Origin of the sequence: Gemmata palustris (assembly GCF_017939745.1) — a bacterium.
In the GTDB taxonomy this organism is placed as follows: domain Bacteria; phylum Planctomycetota; class Planctomycetia; order Gemmatales; family Gemmataceae; genus Gemmata; species Gemmata palustris.
Genome location: NZ_JAGKQQ010000001.1, coordinates 1,510,991 through 1,528,446, shown reverse-complemented (window position 1 = coordinate 1,528,446; position 17,456 = coordinate 1,510,991). Strand labels below are relative to the sequence as shown.

The 17,456-nt window shown below is 66.5% G+C and carries 8 protein-coding genes; 7 read left to right on the top strand and 1 reads right to left on the bottom strand.

The window, feature by feature from the left end; all coding sequences use genetic code 11:
• Positions 1–504 precede the first annotated feature (504 nt).
• From J8F10_RS06115 to J8F10_RS06085, 7 genes are all read left to right on the top strand, one after another.
• On the top strand, positions 505–663 hold the full coding sequence (locus J8F10_RS06115; protein ID WP_210652967.1) for a hypothetical protein: 159 nt from the start codon (positions 505–507) through the stop codon (positions 661–663).
• A 781-nt stretch (positions 664–1,444) separates the two neighbouring features.
• Positions 1,445–5,728, top strand: coding sequence for a response regulator (locus J8F10_RS06110; RefSeq protein WP_210652966.1), 4,284 nt, complete (start codon positions 1,445–1,447; stop codon positions 5,726–5,728).
• Between the two features lie 32 nt (positions 5,729–5,760).
• Entirely contained in the window at positions 5,761–6,672 is a 912-nt protein-coding gene (locus J8F10_RS06105; RefSeq protein WP_210652965.1) for a response regulator, read from the top strand.
• Between the two features lie 248 nt (positions 6,673–6,920).
• Positions 6,921–8,120 carry a hypothetical protein gene (locus J8F10_RS06100; protein WP_210652964.1) on the top strand — a complete coding sequence of 400 codons (1,200 nt, stop codon included), beginning with the start codon at positions 6,921–6,923 and terminating at the stop codon, positions 8,118–8,120.
• A gap of 840 nt (positions 8,121–8,960) precedes the next feature.
• A complete protein-coding gene (locus J8F10_RS38485) occupies positions 8,961–11,033 on the top strand; it encodes a S1C family serine protease (protein WP_246522955.1) in 2,073 nt (690 codons plus the stop codon).
• Positions 11,034–11,358: 325 nt separating this feature from the next.
• The gene (locus J8F10_RS06090) at positions 11,359–13,275 is read left to right on the top strand and encodes an Hsp70 family protein (RefSeq protein WP_210652963.1); all 1,917 of its coding nucleotides are present in this window, start codon (positions 11,359–11,361) and stop codon (positions 13,273–13,275) included.
• Between the two features lie 11 nt (positions 13,276–13,286).
• Positions 13,287–13,970, top strand: a complete 684-nt coding sequence (locus tag J8F10_RS06085; RefSeq protein ID WP_210652962.1) for a J domain-containing protein — start codon at positions 13,287–13,289, stop codon at positions 13,968–13,970.
• Between the two features lie 681 nt (positions 13,971–14,651).
• Here J8F10_RS06085 and J8F10_RS06080 read toward each other — a convergent pair.
• Complete coding sequence (locus J8F10_RS06080) at positions 14,652–17,201, bottom strand: WD40 repeat domain-containing protein (protein WP_210652961.1); 2,550 nt, start codon at positions 17,199–17,201, stop codon at positions 14,652–14,654.
• Positions 17,202–17,456: the final 255 nt, after the last annotated feature.

Below are 17,456 nucleotides of genomic sequence, written 5' to 3'. Positions count from 1 at the left end.
GCCCGCGGAGAACCCGGCGTTCCGATCCGCCCACGTTCAGGAGCTCGGCGCTCGGGCGGAAGTTTGGTACCCCCGGTGGGGACCCGTGAAAAGTGCCCTGGACGCCGAACCGGATCTGCCGGTGTCACTTCACGCCGGCTTCACCGAAGGAACAGCCGCGCGGCCCCCCCGGTCGTCAACGCGATCACTCGTCGGGCGCGCGCAAGGCCAAACAGTTCTAACAGACGCTGACAAAACCCCGAAATTGCCTTGGAAACGGTCCTTATCAGGGGTTTTGTCAGCGTCTGTAAAGCACATCGCCCTCGGACCCAACGAAGTTCTACGACATCGGGTGGGTCGTGAGCAGCGTGAAAGCTCCCGAGGCGGCGGCGGCCGCCGACCCGCTCGACTTCCGAGAGGGCGAGGGGGATCCTTGCCAACGAGCGCAGGGCACTGGGTATCGATCACTGCGCCGTCGGGTACCAGTTCGCGATCCGAAATTTGCTACCCGAGCCGCTCGTCCGAGTGATCCTGAGCCACCATCGCCCGCAGGATGAGAAACTCCAGTGGGAACTCGTCCCGCTCTTGGCGGCCGCCGACACGTTAGCCAACTACGTTCAGCACAAGCACGAGGTCGCCGAGTTCACCCCCGGGTGCCCGGCGTTCTCCTTACTTTATGACTAACTGGGATCCCGATCGCCGGCAGAAGGTGCGCAACGCCCTCGCCGTTGTTGTGGTCAGGGCGTTCCGAGACATCCGGACGATGCTCAAGACCTTGGCTCCGACCTCCGTTAGGTGAGCCCGCCGAACGCAAACCGCCCCGGCCGGGATTGCCTCAGCTCCTGCAAGTACCGTTCATTTCGGACGCGCGGGGAGAAATCGCCGACAGCGGCAGGTTGCGATTCGCGCCCGCACCCGGGTTCTCACCCGGGCGTCCCAACTCGTGCCCTCGGGGCTCGCGATCCGCATTCGGCGGTTGGATTCTCCCGAACTCTTGCCCGGCATGAACTAGCGTTCCAGTGCCGCTAAGCCACATCAATATCCACGGCACCACAGTATAAGGGCGCGGGTGCACGCGCCGGGCTGCGGCACGGTCTTGCCGACATATGCCTCTTGCCAAGGGGAGTGACTGTAGTGTGCGAAACGGTCGTTTGGCTGGTCGGTTTCACCTTTTGAGCGCGATCACGGCGGGTTCTGAATTTGGGAGAGATTCCGCGACGGGCTGACCGGAGCCCCGGGCGCGCGGGTGAAAACTCCGGCCGGCACGCGATCCTGGATCGGGTGGGTGGGCGGCCTGGAACTCCCGCGGCTCCGGTCTTCCGATGTCATTGTTCGCAGGTGACAGGGGACGCGCTCAACGCGGGTGCTAAAAGGCTCTGACAAGACCCCGAAATCGCCTTGAAAACGGCCCTAGTCACGGATTTTGTCAGAGCTTGTTAAACCGCGAGCTTGAGGAGGGACAAGTATGCCAGAGCCCACGGGCGCGGGGACTGGGGCGCGGGTGCGGGAACTCGCCGCGTCTTATCGCGGCGCGATCTGCCGACGGACCGACCGGATGTTCGCCAAGTTACTCGTGTTCCAGTGGGTGGGGATGGTCGTTCTCGCGACGTGGGTCACCCCGCTCACGTGGGCCGGGGCCGACAGCCGGATTCACCCGCACGTCTGGGCCGCCGTCTTCCTCGGCGCCGTCGTGGTGGCATTCCCGGTGTTCCTCACGCTGGCCCGCCCGGGTCGATCAAATACCCGGTTCGTGATCGCCGCGGCTCAGATGCTCTCTTCAGGATTGCTGATCCACCTCAACGGAGGTCGGCTCGAGACGCACTTCCACGTGTTCGGCTCGCTCGCCTTCCTGGCACTGTACCGCGACTGGCGGGTGCTTTTGATCGCGTCGTCGGTAACGGCGCTCGATCACATCGTGCGAGGGGCGGTGTGGCCCGAGTCGATGTACGGCGCGACCGCCGGAACCGACTGGCGCTGGGTGGAACACGCCGGCTGGGTGGTGTTTATGGACGTGTTCCTCGGGTTCGCGTGCTGGTGGGGGAATGCGGATCTGGTCAGAACCGCCGAGCGCGAGGCGGAGTTGGAGGCCGCACAGGTCACGGTCGAAAGGCGCGTCCGTGAGCGGACCGCGGAACTGTGGCAGACCCAGGAGCAGTTCCGCCGGGCGTTCGACGACGCCGCAACGGGCATGGCACTCGTCGCACCGGACGGACGGTTCCTGCGGGTGAACCGTACCCTCTGCGAAATCGTCGGCTACCCCGAGGCCGAGCTTCTCGCCCTCACGTTCCAGGCGATCACCCACCCCGATGATCTGAAAGCCGACGAGGATCAGGTTCTCCGGCTCCTGACCGGAGCGGCGCGGGCCTACCAGATGGAGAAGCGTTACTTCCACAAGGAGGGACACGCGGTCTGGATCCTGCTCGGGGTCTCCCTTGTCCCGGACGCGGCCGGGAACCCGCTCCACTTCGTCGCCCAGATTCAGGACATTACGGCACGGAAACGGGCCGAGGCCGAGCACCGTGCCGGCCAGGAACAGCTCCGGCTGTTCGTCCACAACACCCCGGCCGCGGTCGCCATGTACGACCACCAGATGCGGTACCTGGCATACAGCCGCCGGTGGCTAACGGACTACCGTCTCGGAGAGGCGGACTTGATCGGGCGGTCACACTATGAGGTCTTCCCCGAGGTCCCGGAACGGTGGAAAGAGATCCACCAGCGGTGCCTCAATGGCATACCGGAGAAGTGCGAGGCGGACCGGTTCCAGCGGACCGATGGGACGATCGACTACCTCCGGTGGGAGGTCCAACCGTGGCGCGACGCAGCCGGCGCGGTGGGAGGGGTGCTATTCTTCACCGAAGTTATCACGGAGCGCGTCCGGCAAGCCGCGCATGCCCGGGTGCAGCTTACCGCCACTCTCGCCCTGACTGAGGCCCCGACAGTCGTTGCCGGAGTCGTGAACCTGCTCCATTCAGCGTGCGAGGAACTCGGCTGGGAGGCTGGTGAATTCTGGGAGCCCGCGGACGATGTGTGCGAGCTGCGACGCACCGGCGAGTGGCACACCTCGACCGCGGCCGGGTTCTCGGAAGCGAGCGCCGGGATGGCATTCGCTCCCGGCATGGGGCTCCCGGGCCGGGTGTGGGCGAGCGCCCGGCCCGAGGTCATCCCCGACCTGGCAGCCGATCCCGGCTTCCTCCGTAAGGAAGTTGCGGCCCGGGCCGGGCTCCGCACCGGGTTCGCATTCCCCGTCGTAACAGGCGGCCGGGTTGTGGGGGTATTCAATTTCTTCGGCTCCCGGACCGTGCCGCCCGATCCTGAAGACATGGTGCTCATGGCGGGATTAGCCGGGCAGGTGGCGCAATGCGTCGAGCGCCGGCGGGCCGAGGAGGAATCGCGCCGGAGTCGGGTCCAATTGATGGATGCGATCGAGAGCCTGGACGCCGGATTCGTCATGTTCGACCCGAACGAGTGCCTGGTGACCTGCAACACCCGGTACAAGGAGATGTATCCGGCCGCAGCCGAGTTCATGGTCGCCGGCGCTCGGTACGAAGACATTATCCGGCGCGGGTGCGGGGCCGGCCTTCACCTCCAGAGCGGGTTGTCGGTCGAAGGTGCCGTAGCCGGGCGATTAGCCGCGCACCGCAACCCCGGGCTGCCGAGCGAACAGCGGATCGGTAAGCGGTTCTTGCGGATCGACGACCGCCGGACGGCCGACGGTGGGGTCGTATCACTGCGGACCGATGTCACTGTCCTCAAGGCCGCCCAGGAGGCGGCCGAGGCGGCGAGCCGGTCCAAGAGCGAGTTCCTGGCCAACATGAGCCACGAGATCCGTACCCCGATGAACGGTATCCTCGGGATGACGGACCAGATCCTCGAAACGCCCCTCACGTCCGATCAGAGGGAATCCGTCGGATTGGTGAAGTCGTCCGCCGACGCGCTCCTCGCGCTCCTCAACGACATCCTCGATTTCTCCAAGATCGAGGCCGGGAAGCTGGACCTGGACCCGCTCCCGTTCTCGGTTCGGGACATGATCGGCGATACGCTTAAGGCCCTCGCATCTCGGGCACACACGAAGGGATTGGAGCTGACGTGGGAAACGCATCCGAACGTCCCCACAGTAGTCCTCGGTGACGCCAACCGACTGCGGCAGGTACTCACCAATCTGGTAGGAAACGCGATCAAGTTTACCGAGCGCGGCGAAGTCGTTGTCTCGTGCGGACGGAGCGCCGAACCGGGTGACGCCGTGCGGCTCACGTTCCGTGTAACAGATACGGGGATCGGGATCCCGGCGGACAAGATCAAAGCCGTGTTCGATCCCTTCACTCAGGCCGACGGGAGCACCACGCGAAAGTACGGCGGCACCGGTCTGGGGCTCAGTATCTGTCAACGGCTAGTCGAACTGATGGGGGGCCGGGTCGGCGCCGAGAGCGAGCCGGGCAAGGGTAGCACGTTCTTCTTCGATGCTTCACTGGAGCCGACCTCCGCGGCGCTGCAACCGGTGTCCGGGGAACCCGCCGACCTGCGCGGGCTGCCGATCCTGATCGTGGACGACAATACGACTAACCGCCGAGTCCTGGCCGAGACGGTCCGGCACTGGGGCGCCCGACCCACGTGTGCGGCCAGTGGCCCGGAGGGATTGGACGAGTTGCGGCACGCGGTCGCAAACGGCACCCCGTTCCCGCTCGTCCTGCTAGACGTCATGATGCCGGACATGGACGGATTCACGGTCGCCGAGCGGATCGGGCGCGACCCAGCACTGGCTGGGGCAATAATACTCATGCTCACCTCCGCCAACGGGCCGGGGGACGCGGCTCGGTGCCGCGACCTCGGGGTGGCCGCGTACCTGGTCAAACCGATCAAGACGAACGAACTAAATCGCGTCCTCGCGGCCGCGCTCCAACGAACCGGTACAGAACAGTGCCCTCTGCCAGAAGTCGCATCAGCACCGACGGGCGCGGCTGGTATGCTGCCGGGCCGAACGCTGCGCATCCTGGTGGCCGAGGACAACCCGGTGAACCAGCGCGTCATCGTCGGCATCCTGGGAAAATATGGTCACACCATCACCGTAACGGGGGACGGGCGCCAGGCGCTCGCGGCGTTCGCTCGCGAGGCGTTCGATGTGGTGCTCATGGACGTCCAGATGCCGGAGATGGACGGTTTCGAGGCGACCCGAGCGATTCGGGCGCTGGAGAAAGGAACCGGGCGCCACGTTCCGGTGGTGGCTATGACAGCACACGCCATGAAGGGCGATCGAGAGCTGTGTCTATCGAAGGGGATGGACGATTACGTGAGCAAGCCACTACAGCGGGCCGAGATCGCCCGGATACTGGCGCTGGTCACCGACAGGGGGCAACCTGTTCCCGTCGCCATTCCCGATTCGCCCCCGGCGCCCGAGCCCTCGACGGCGGTGTTCGACCGCGTGTCCGCCGTCGCGCGAATGGGTGGCGACGAAGACCTCTTCGCCGAGATTGCTGGGGCCTTCTGCGAAGACGCACCGAGGTTGCTGGCCGAGTTGAGCCGGGCGGTCGTTGGGAACGATGCCACGACCGTTCGCCGAGCCGCGCACGGGCTGAAGGGCGCCGCTGCCCACGTCGGTGGAGAGCCATGTGTAGCGGCCGCCGCTGCCCTTGAAAAAATCGGCGCCTCGAGCGACCTGGCCAGCGCTGCCAGTGCACTGGGCTTACTGATCATTGAAGTGAGTCGACTTTCGACCGCCCTCGTCGGGCGACCCGAACCGCACAACGTGGGCTGATCCGACTCGGAACTCTTGATGAGGCTTTATTCGTGGACGCCACTGACGTCACCATCCTTGTCGTCGATGACATGGTCGTGGACCGGCTCTTTATCCGCCGTCTCGTTGAGAAGCACGACGGCTGGCGCGTCGTGCTGGCCGCGGACGGGGTCGAAGCACTTGCGGCCATCGCCCGGTCGGCCCCGGCCGCGGTCCTCACCGACCTTCAGATGCCCAACATGGACGGGTTGGCTCTCGTCGAACAGGTCCGTCAGCGGTTCCCCCGTGTACCGGTGGTCCTGATGACCGGGCACGGGAGCGAAGAGATCGCGATCGCGGCCCTGCGCGCCGGGGCGGTGAGTTACGTACCCAAGTGCAATCTGAATAGGGACTTGTTCTCGACGCTCGAGCAGGTTTTGGCCGCGTCGCAGACAGACGACCAACGGACCCGTGTGCTCGGCGCCCTCACCGAGCGGTCATCGCGGTACGTGATTGAAAACGATCCCGTGCTTGTTTCCCCGCTAGTGCAGGTCTTACGCGAGGAAATGGTCGCCTTCGGGCTGTGCGACGCGACCGGGGCGACGCGCGCGGGGATCGCCCTCGAAGAAGCCGTTCTGAATGCGATCTATCACGGTAATTTGGGTGTGAATTCGGACCTCAAGCTCGCGGGCGACGGGTCGTTTGAACGGACAGCCGCCGAGCGCCGCAGTGTCGCCCCGTACCGTGACCGGCGCGCGAGTGTGAGCAGTCACGTGACTCCCAACGGGGCGACTTTTGTCGTTGCCGACGAGGGTCCGGGGTTCGATGTCAGCTCCCTTCCAGATCCGACCGACCCGGCCAACTTGGAGCGCCCCAGCGGTCGCGGTATCTTGTTCATGCGCACCTTCATGAACGACGTACACTACAACACGGCCGGCAACCAGGTAACGCTCGTGAAACTGCGAGAGACGGTCCTACAGCCATAGCTGTTAGGAATCACTTTGTTCTGTGGAGTTTAAGCCGACTCTGGAACAGTCTCTGGCAATTCCGCGTGACGAGCGAAACGATTCCTAATAGCTACGGCTGTAGAATTAGCTTGATAGTTATGAGCTCCCCGTTGCACGCACTTCTCCATTTAGGGATCATGGACGATTTGGCCGAACCCGTTCGTGTGATCGCGAGCATGCCCCCTAGGTGAAGGCATGCCCGAGAACCCCACACCCAGGAGCCGCCCGTGGTCCGCCTCTTACCCCTGGTCATCGCGTGGGCGGCGGCCACCCCCGCCCCGGGCGCCGAAGCACCCCCGCCGGCCGAGAAGTACCTGCACGAAGGCCGGCTCGCTGACGGCGAATCCGCGTCTCTGCGTGCCTTGGACGCGGCACCGGCCGACGACTCGGCCCGGTTCGGGCTCGGGGTCATCCAGTTCGCCCGAGCGGTCGAGAACTTGGGCCGGGCCCTATACGAGTACGGGGCCGAGGCGAAGAACACGAACGTGCCCTTCCTGCGCCTCCCGGTGCCCAAGAACGACAAGCCGTCGGCAATCAGTTACCGGTCTCTCGGGCGCGTGCTGGACACGTTCGCCACGGACCTCGGGCGCGCCGAGGCCACACTCGCGGCGATCCGGGATGACAAGGTGGGGCTGCGGTTGCGATTGGCCAAAGTGTCGTTCGACTTCACCGGAACCGGGGCCGACCGAACCACACTGGTGCAGGTTTTGGAGCGGCTCAACGGCGGCCGGTTCGAATTCTTGAAAAAGAACCCGGAGTTCGAGGTGCGGTTCGATCGCGGGGACGTGGCCTGGCTGCGCGGGTACTGCCACCTCCTGTCGGCAATGGTGAATGGGTACCGGGCGGTGGACGAGGAGATCGGGTTCGAGGACCGGGTCCGGGGCATCTTCCCGAAGGTGGAACCGGGAGCGAAGAAGTTCGACGAGCAGGACCCGGTGGGCGGGCTCAAGGTGGTGGACGCTCCGCGCCTGCGCCGGGCCCGGTTGCACCTGGTGGCGGTGTGCGAACTGAACCGGGAGACGTGGAAACACGTCCTGGCCGAAACGGACGACGACCACGAGTGGCTGCCCAACCCGAAACAGACGGATCAGCTGGGACTGCCGATCACCAAGGCGCAGATCGACGGCTGGCTCGCGATGATGGAGCAGTTGGAGGGCCTGCTCAAGGGAGAACGTCTGGTACCCAGTTTCTTGCTCGCGTTCGTCTCCAACAACCACGGCGCGGGGATGGGACTGAACCTGAAGACACTACTGGACGATCCGCCGCCCGATCTCCTGAACGAAAAACGGATCCGAGAAAAGGGGCTTGAAGCCAAGTACCTGGAACCGGAGAAGGACAAGAAGGCACTCGACCTCAACGCGATTCTGAACGCGGCCCGGCTGTTCGACGGGCCGTTCGGGTTCGCCTACGCCGCCCGGTTCAACTGACCCCGGTCGCGGGCCAGACGCTCTCACGCGGTTAACCGATCCAGTGACAGTTTTTCTGACATTACAACCGAACCTGCCGGTTAACCGCGGTGAGAGTGAGAGAGGTTCGAGGAGTGTCCATCTTGGTCATTGAACGAGATCCGGATTCGCGATCACACAATAGCACACGTCCGTACCCGCTTCGCACGAAACACTACGATTTTTAGTGCTTCGACGAGGTGTGTCACCGAAAAGCCTCTCGCGTGCAGAGGTGTGCGAGTTCGAGGAGTGTTGTGCTCGGGGAGCTGAGTCAGCGGGTGCGGAATAATCGCACACAGGGGTTAACGCGCACGGCCGGGAGTGAGTGCTCCCGGCTGCCGTCATTTTTTGCACGTTTTCAGGCACTTTGGCCCACATTCCAAGCGCGGCGAAAGTCTCGGGTTCGAGCGAGACAACTCGGGGTCCGAGCCGAACCCTAGCGTTTCGGCTCGGACCCCGAATTTCTCTTCGGAAAAGTCTCGGAGTCTCGCCGAGAGAGCAACACACGGGTTAACACTGGGTTCGTCTCGCACCCCGAACCACATACTCCAAATTCGCTGGCTTTCGTGCCTGCAACACGACGCATAACCGAAAAGATCCACGTCAAAGACCGGGCCCCACATGTTCCCACGAAACGTGCGGGCCCGGCGATGGATGCCGAAGGTAGGTCGGCGCCGGCGACGGTCCTCTAAACGGCCGATCCGCCAAATGACCGGACGGGCGGAACTGCGGCACTTCGGTGGGCCCGTAATCCGGTTGACAGGCTCCGGTACGGCACTGATACTCACATCATTCGCGACATCCCACTACCGGACGCCACGCATGCTACGCGCCCTCGCGCTTTCGGCCGCACTCGTCGCCCTCAGCGCCCCGAACACACGGGCCGACGACACACTCGCACCAGAAACCGTTGCTGCGGTCAAAAGGGCCTCGGTGTACGTCCGGGTCGAGGGCGACGGGTGGAGCGGGTCCGGATCCGGGTTCGTCGTCGCGGCCGATAAGGACCGGGTGCTTGTAGTGACCAACCACCACGTCGCCGTCAAGCGGCCTCCCGGAGCCCGCGCGAAGCCGCCCGAGGTCAGTGTGGTCTTCGGCAGTGGTACCGCGGCCGAACGGGAGTACCCGGCGACCGTAGTCGCCGCGGATGAGGAGCGCGACCTGGCGGTACTCCGCGTGACCGGAGTGAAGGACCCACCCAAGCCGATCGCGTATACGGACCTGCCGAAACCGGTCGAGACGATGGGGGTGTTCTCATTCGGGTTCCCGCTCGGGCAGGCCCTGTCGGTCCGAAAGGGGTTCCCGGCCGTTACCGTCGGTAAGGCGTCGGTCTCGAGCCTTCGCGAAGGGGACGACGGTGAGTTGGCCATCATCCAAATCGACGGGAACCTGAACCCGGGAAACAGTGGCGGACCGGTCGTGGACGCCAAGGGGCGCTTGGTCGGGGTCGCCGTGGCCCGGGCCCGGGACGGTCAGGGGATCGGGTTCATCATTCCGGGGGCCGAGGTCGACCGGTTGATGGTCGGCCGCATCGGACGGGTGCGGGTCATTTCGGGCAAGCGCGCTGATGGGAAGCCGAGCGCCCGAGTCGAGGCCGAGGTGATCGACCCCGCGGGCGAGCTTCGGTCCGCGACGGCGTACTACGTCATCGTCCCCCCGAAGGGACGGGTTCCGGACGCCGCGGCCCTCGACAAGCACCCGGACGCGCGCGCGCTCGAACTGAAGGTGGATCGGGGCGTTGCCGCGGGCGAACTCACGATCGAGCGGGCGGAAGGGGCCGTTGTGGTGCAGGTGGTCGGCACTCGTGGGGCCGGCACGGATCGGGTCGCCACACGAGCGCGGGCGTTCGCGCTCGCGCCGGGGGCGAGGCCCGAGGACCTCGCCGGTCCGGCACCGGCCGGATGGAAGGGGTACAGCCCGCCGGGGAAAGCGTTCGTGGTCTGGCTACCGGAGCAACCGGCCCGACAGGGCGAGGACCGGCGCGACGTCCCACTGGCGGGCGAGACCGTTCGCGCGAACGGGGTGTTCGGGAAGGCCGACGACGGGCTGCTGTACCGGGCCGAGGTGATGGACCTCGCGCCCGACCTCGCCCGGCTCGGGGCCCGGCTCTACCCGGCGTTCCGTGCGACCTTGCGGGACGAGACGAAGGGGCGCATCACCGAGTCGGTCGAGGCCCAGTCGGGAACGCTCAGCGGGGCCGAGTACCGGCTCGAATCCGGGTCCGAGGTGACCCGGGTGCGGGTGTACGTTCAGGGCCCGCGGATCTACACGGTCCGGGTGACCGGGACCGCGGACCAAGTGGCGGGGGTCGGTGCCGAAATGATCCTCATGTCCTTCCGCCGGCCGGGCGAGGTTCAGGCCCAGGCACCGGGTGGCCCGTCGAAGGTGATCGCGGTGGGGAAGGAGCCGTACATCCTCGGCTCGATCGAGCACGACCCGAAGTTCAAGACGGTCGGGCCCGTTGGGGCGCTGGTGGTCGGGGTCGAGGCCCGGTTCGGGAAGTTCGGGAGCACCGACATCGTCCGCGCGGTGCGCCCGATCTACCGGGTGAACGGTAAGGAGGAGTTCGGCAAGCAGTTCGGTACGGACCTGACCGGGTCCGTGACCCTACGGGCCAAGGACGGGTACGCGGTCGGGGGGATCAGCGGCAAGGCCGGGTGGTGGTGCAACGGGTTCTCGCTCACCTTCATGAAGGTGAAGGGGGACGGGACCCTGGACCCGAAGGACCGTTACGAGAGCGAGTGGGTCGGGTTCAACGGCAAGGGAGACGTGACCCAGGTGATGAGCGACGGGGCGCCCGCGGTCGGGATCGTGGGCAAGATCGTGGGCACCGAGACCACCGCCCTGGGGCTCCTCTTCAAGGGGCAGGAGAGCTTCGACCCGAACAACAAAAAATGACCCGGAATTCACCTCGCCGCTCTGTTCGTGCTCTTCTGTGAGCATTTCGAGCGGGTCGGCTGTAATTAACGGGTAGTGTCTTCGTTCTCTTCTCCCGCCAGCCCGCGCGGTCGCGGTCCGAGGGCGACGGGCCGGGCTTCACGGGAGGGTCGTCGGGACGCCTCGAATTCCGAGTGTCGCGGAGCCCCAAGCCCGGAAGCGGATTACCCGAGTGGGAAATGGTGAATTCGTCGCAACTCCGCAATCGGCCGGTCCGATTGGAGTCGGGGGTCATCGGCGGTATCATGAAACTCGATACAGCAACACCCACCGCGTCGAGGGGCCGATGGAGAAGGTCAGCGCCGGGATCGACCTCGGCACCACGAACTCGTGCCTGGCGGTCCTGGACGGCGACCGCCCCGTCATCGTCCCGAATGACCTCGGTGCCCCCGTTACGCCGTCCGTCGTGGCCGTCCTTCCCGACGGGACCGTGGTCGGGAAGAAGGCGCGCAGCCGCCTCCTCACGCACCCCGCGAACACGTTCGCGTCCATCAAGCGGCGGATGGGCGAGCGGTACTCGCGTGCCGTCCTGGGCACCGAGTACACGCCCGAGAGCGTGTCAGCTCTCGTATTGGCGCACCTGAAGGAGTACGGCGAGGCGAAGCTCGGGCGGCCGATCGACGAGGTCGTCGTGACCGTGCCCGCGAACTTCAACAGCCGCCAGCGGCAGGCCACGAAGGACGCCGGCGAGATCGCCGGGTTCGACGTGCTGCGGGTGCTGAACGAGCCGACGGCCGCGGCCCTGGCGTACGGCCACCGGCACCAGCTCTCCAGCGTCTTGGTCGTGTTCGACCTCGGCGGGGGGACGTTCGACATCTCCGTCGTCGAGGCCGGCGGTGGGCTGTACGAGGTGCTGTACTCGACCGGCGACAACAACCTCGGCGGCGACGACTTCAACCACCGCATCGTGCAGTGGGTCGTGCGCGAGTTCGGGGCGGAGACCGGGCACGACATCCGGCGGGACGTGCCCGCGATGTGCCTCGTCCACGAGTGGGCGATGGCAGCCAAGCACGCCCTCACCCAGGCCCCCGAGGTGCGGGTGCGGATCGAGAACCTGTTCGGTGGAAAGGGGTTCGACGCGGTCCTCACCCGCGCCGCGTTCGAGGGCATGTGCCGCGACCTGTTCGACCGCCTCCGCGCGATCGCCTGGAACGTGACCGAGGAGCTCCGCAAGCCGCGGTACCGGGACGCCCACCCGGACGTGTTGGAGAACCAGCTGGAGGGGTGCGACATCCTCCTCGTGGGCGGCGAGACGCGGGTGCCGGCGGTGCGCCAGTTGGTGGGCAACATCTTCCGCGGCCGGGTGCGGGCGGACGTGAACCCGGACGAGGCGGTGGCGCTCGGCGCGGCGGTGCAGGCCGGCATCATCCACCGCAAGAGCGCGGTCGAGCGGATCGTGCTCGTGGACACGACCGCGCTGTCGCTGGGCACGGCCGTCCAGGGGACGATGTTTTCCCGCGTGATCGACGCGAACACCCGCATCCCGTGCACGCGAACGAACGAGTACGCCCCGGTTGCCGACTACCAGCGGTCGGTGGCGATCGGAGTGTACCAGGGCGAGAGCGGGCTGGTCGCCGACAACCTGAAGCTCGGCGAGGTCGAGTTACTATTCGACCCGCCCCGGCCGCGCGACGCGGCGGCCGTGGACGTCACGTTCCACCTGGACGCGAACGACATCCTGCACGTGACGGCGAAGGACCGCGCCACCGGCGCGAGCCAGGGCGTGACCATCAAGGACTCACAGAACCTGGACCGCGAGACCGTGGACCGACTAAAGCGCGAGGCGCGGCGGTCGCGGCCCGCGGCGCGGGTCGAAGAGGAACGAGTCCGCCGTCGGCAGCAGTGGGCGGACCTGCTCGCGGACGCCGAGCGGCGGCTCGCGCGCACGCCCCCGAGCGCCGAGGAACACAGTCAGACGGCCGCCGCGTTCGCCCGCCAACTGGCGACCGCGCTCCGTGCCGGGGACGACGACCTGGCCGCGATCGCCGCCCGGGACCTGGACGCGGCGCTGCGTGACCTGTCGGCGGGAGCCGGGGCACCCTCCGCGGAGGGTGCGTGCGGGAACTGCGGGGCGGCGATGCCGCCGGGGTTCGCGTTCTGCGGCAAGTGCGGTGTGCCGCTGAAGAAGGACACGTGCGGGAACTGCGGCGCGGCGCTCGTCGAGGGGTTCGCGTTCTGCGGCACGTGCGGCGCGAAGGCGTAGCGAGGAACACGATGAACAAGCTGAACCGCGCCCTCCGCGGAATGTCGTCAGTGAAGTTCACCGGGTTGCTCATGCTCGGGCCGATCGTCGCGTGCGCCGGAACCGCGAACCCGTTCGTCGGCTTGGTCGGGGTGGCAGCGTTCGGTCTCCTCTTGTACCGCTCAATGACCAACCCTTCTTCGGGCTGGGCACCGAACGTCCGCGGCGAGAACCCGTACCAAATCCTCGGCGTAACCCAGGGCGCGGACGCGGCGACGATCCGCCGGGCGTTCCGCGAACTGGAGCGCGCCCACCACCCGGACGCGGTGCCGGAGGACCGGAAGGCCGACGCAACGGCACTGTTCATCCGCATCAACCAGGCCTACGAGCTCCTGAGCGACCCCGAAAAGCGGTACGAGTACGATCACCTGTTGGAGATGTATGACGGGGTAATCCCGCCGTTCGACGAAGCGTTCCGACAAATCAAGGACGTGGACAAGCACGAGATGTACGCGGTGTTCGACGAACTCCACCCGCCCGAGCCGACCGTCCCACCGGAGATCCCCGCCCCGCCCGCCCCGTTACCGGGACCGGTGGTCGCGGAACCGCCCGCTCCCGTGGAGGTCGAACTGCCCGACTCGGTACGGGAGGCGCTGGGCCTGCTCCCGCGGCCGGATCCCCCCGGAAGCGGGAGCATCGAGGACCGACCGGGTTGAGGTCGTCCGCAACCCGGTCGAGCCATCGCCGTGTGCGCCCCGCTCGACCCGTTAACCGGCTTCGGTCCGATACACCGGTCTGAGTATGTCGCCAGACGATGGTTACTCCGGGCGCGGCCGGCGCTATTTCTCCCCGCGCCACTCGGGTTCGGTTGACGCTGAGAAAGTGGACCACGGCCGCCGCGTGATCGGCGTCTCTCGATCGCACTTCTCTGAACACTTCATCTCGGTTCGGTGTAATTAACCGGTAGAGACTTTTCTGCTGTTCTCCCGCCAGCCCGCCGGTCGCGACGCGAAGGGCGCTGGGGCCAACCACCCGGTGCCCCGATGCCGTCCACCCGCAACCCCGCCACGCTCACACCCGCCGAGCCGTGTGCTCGGCGCGACAATTGCTTCGCATTCTCACGCGGGAATAACTCTGTTGCATTCCCCCACAGGCCCATTCTGGCGAGTTCCCGTGCGGACCGGTTCGGCCCGCGGTCAGCGCACCGACTTGGCTGGGTTCCGTTCGCCGCTTTGAAGCTTGAGGTCGAGGTGACCGACGCGAGCAAGGGCTCCCGCAATAAAATGCATGGCCGCGCTCAAGGGTCACACAAGGGGGCGGTGCGCTCGGTGGCCTCGTCGCCCGACGGCAAGACCCTGGCGTCGGGCGACGAGGCCACCGAGTGTGCCCGGTCTCGACTACCGCGCGGACAATCTCTTGAGTGCCGCCTGTGCGTCCCGACGCAGGCGCGACTCTCCGGCCGCCTGTGCCAGCGGCTGCAGCACGTTCCGGGCTTCCGCCGTGCCTAGAAGCTCGAGTACTTGGACCGCCCGGCCCTGGCGCAGCTCGTCCGAGGCGAGCGGCCGCTGCCGCAGCTCCGCGAGAAGCCCCTCGATCCGCTTCCGCAGTTCGAGCGTCGGCTTGTTCCGCAGCGCCTTGAACAGTGCCTCTTCCGCACCCGCGCCGAACGTCAGAAGTTCCTTCGCTGCCGCCTGGCGGGTCGCGAGCTTGTCGCTGTCCAGGTCGGTGATCAGGCCCGAAATGCGATTGGGGTCCGGCCCCGGCGTCGCGCGCAGCCGCTCCTTCAGAAGCGCCACCGCCGGTTCCCTCGCCAGCACCAGAGTCCAGACCGCCCGGTGCGCCCCAGCCGCGTCGTCCCCCGCGAGGTCGCTCCAAAGTTGGTCGAGATCCTTGGCGCCCAACGTCTTGGCCTTCTTCTCCAGTACTCCCCGCTCCGGCACCAGATCCCAGATCAGACCGGTGGTGTCCGTGCTGCCGGAGAGCAGGTTCCGGCCGTTGGGGAAAAAGGCCAGCGCGGTCGTGACGGCCCCGGGTGCGCCGAGGAGTTGCAAGACTTCCTTTCCGCTGGCCACTTCGCTCACAACAATGCCGACCTTCCCTCTGGTGGCCATGAGCCGGCCGTCGGACGAGAACGCGACCAGGCCGGGGTCTCGCCGGTTCCGCTCTTGCCGAGCGCCGAGGCCGCGAAGTTCCTGACCGGCCTGGACGCTCCAAAACTGTACGGGCGGCTCGCCCGGTGCAGCGCTGGCGAGCACCTCGCCGTCCGGGGAGAAGAACAGGGCGGACGGTGGCGATTTGTCGGGTCGGAATTTGCGGACTTCCTTGCCGGTTTCGATGTCCCAAAAATGGATCGTCTCCGTCGACTCCCCTCGCTCCCGATAATGTCCCGGCGAACTGCCGGTCGCCAGGATGTTGCCGTCTGGAGAGAATGTCAGGGCGGAGACGACGACATCGCGAGAGTCCGGTCCTTGCGGGCGCAGCCGACGGATTTCCTTGCCGGTCGTCAAGTTCCAAACTTGCACCTCGCCCTCGCGACGGGCGGCGAAGGCCAGGGTCTTGCCCGCCGTCATCGCCAGCGCCGTTCCACCCTGATCCCGCTTCAGGACGGCGCGGCCGGTATTGACTTCCCAGACCGCCGTCCGCCACGGGGTCGTGGCCGCGACCAGTTCGCCGTCGGACGAAAAGCGGACCGCGCCGACGCCCGTCGGACCGGTATGAGACAGGTTGTATCCGAACTGCCCCCCCCACAGGCTGTAGTCATCGGAGAGGGAAAACGTGCGCAGCTCCTGACCCGTGGCCGTACCCCAAACGCGCACCGTAGCGTCGTCACTTCCGGTCGCGATCAACTGGCCGTCGGGCGAGATGGTCGCGGCGTGGATGTGGAACCGGTGACCCGGCCTCTTGACCGCCTCCTCACCGCTGGCCGCCTTCCACAGGTACACCAGACCGTCCGCGCCGCCGGCGGCGATGTGCTGACCGTCCGGCGAAAAAGTCAGGCACATCAGCCACGGGTTGTAGACGCGGAACGGCCTCCGCTCTTGCCCGGTCGCGGCGTTGTACAGGCGAACCCCGTCCTTGCACCAGGCGATCGATTTGCCGTCCGGTGCGAACGCGACCTTGTTCGTGCGGTCCGCGAAACGGTCGATCAATTTGCCGCCGGCCACGTCCCAGAGGCAGCCGCGGTAGGGACTGGCCGAGGCGAGCGTCTGACCGTCCGGAGAAAAGGCGAGATCGTAGACCCAGCCGAGATGGGCCTTGGGCATCTGGTGCCGGACTTTGCCCACGGCCGGATCCCAGAGTAGGATGGTGCAATTCCCATCCTTTTCTTCGGTCTGGCCCACGCCGGCGATGTCGGCCGAGTCCGCGGAAGCGATAGTCTTGCCGTCGGGCGCGAACGCGACGCAGTAGACCTTTTGCTGGTGCTGCTTGAACTGATACCGTTCTTTACCCGTGGTCGGGTCCCAGAGGCGGACCGACCGATCGTGGCTGGCCGTCGCCACCGTCTTGCCGTCCGGGGCGAAACAGAGTGACTGGATCACGTCCGTGTGCCCGTCGAGGCTGAGCAGTTTCTTCCCCGTCGTCGCCTCCCACAGTTGGGCGCTCTTGACTTGGGCGGTCGAAGCCAGCGTCTTACCGTCCGGGGAAAACGCCACGGACGTGACGTAATAGCCTTGCTCGGGAGCGGTCCAGAGCCGCTTGCCGGTCGCCACCTCCCAGACGTTGAGCGTGTAATCGTAGCCGCCCGAGGCCAAGAGCTTGCCGTCGGGCGAGAAGGCCACGGCGCAGACGTAGTGGCCGTGCCGCAGGCGCGTGGTTCCCAGACGCGCCACCGCTCCTTCCGGGAGCGGTTCGTCGAGGGGCGGCTCCGCGGCCTCGGCCCGGAAGCCGGACGCCAAGTAGCAAGCGAGGACGCCGACCAGGGACAGTTTTCGCGTGAGCGAACGCATGTGAACCTCCTCGAAAGATCCGACCGCTCAAGAGTATCCACTCTCAAGACGACGGAGGGCGCCAAAAAGTCGTACCGGCGGCCGCGCGGCCACAAACCGCCGGAGCAGGACTTCGTCGGCGCAGTCCTTCAGCCGGGAGCCGTCCAGCGCCCGGCACATGAATTCTCGGAGGGGACGGATCACCGCGAAGACCTCGCGACCGTGGGAGGGACCGGTTCCCGAGGTGCCGTAACGTGCGTCGGTCCGACACACCGT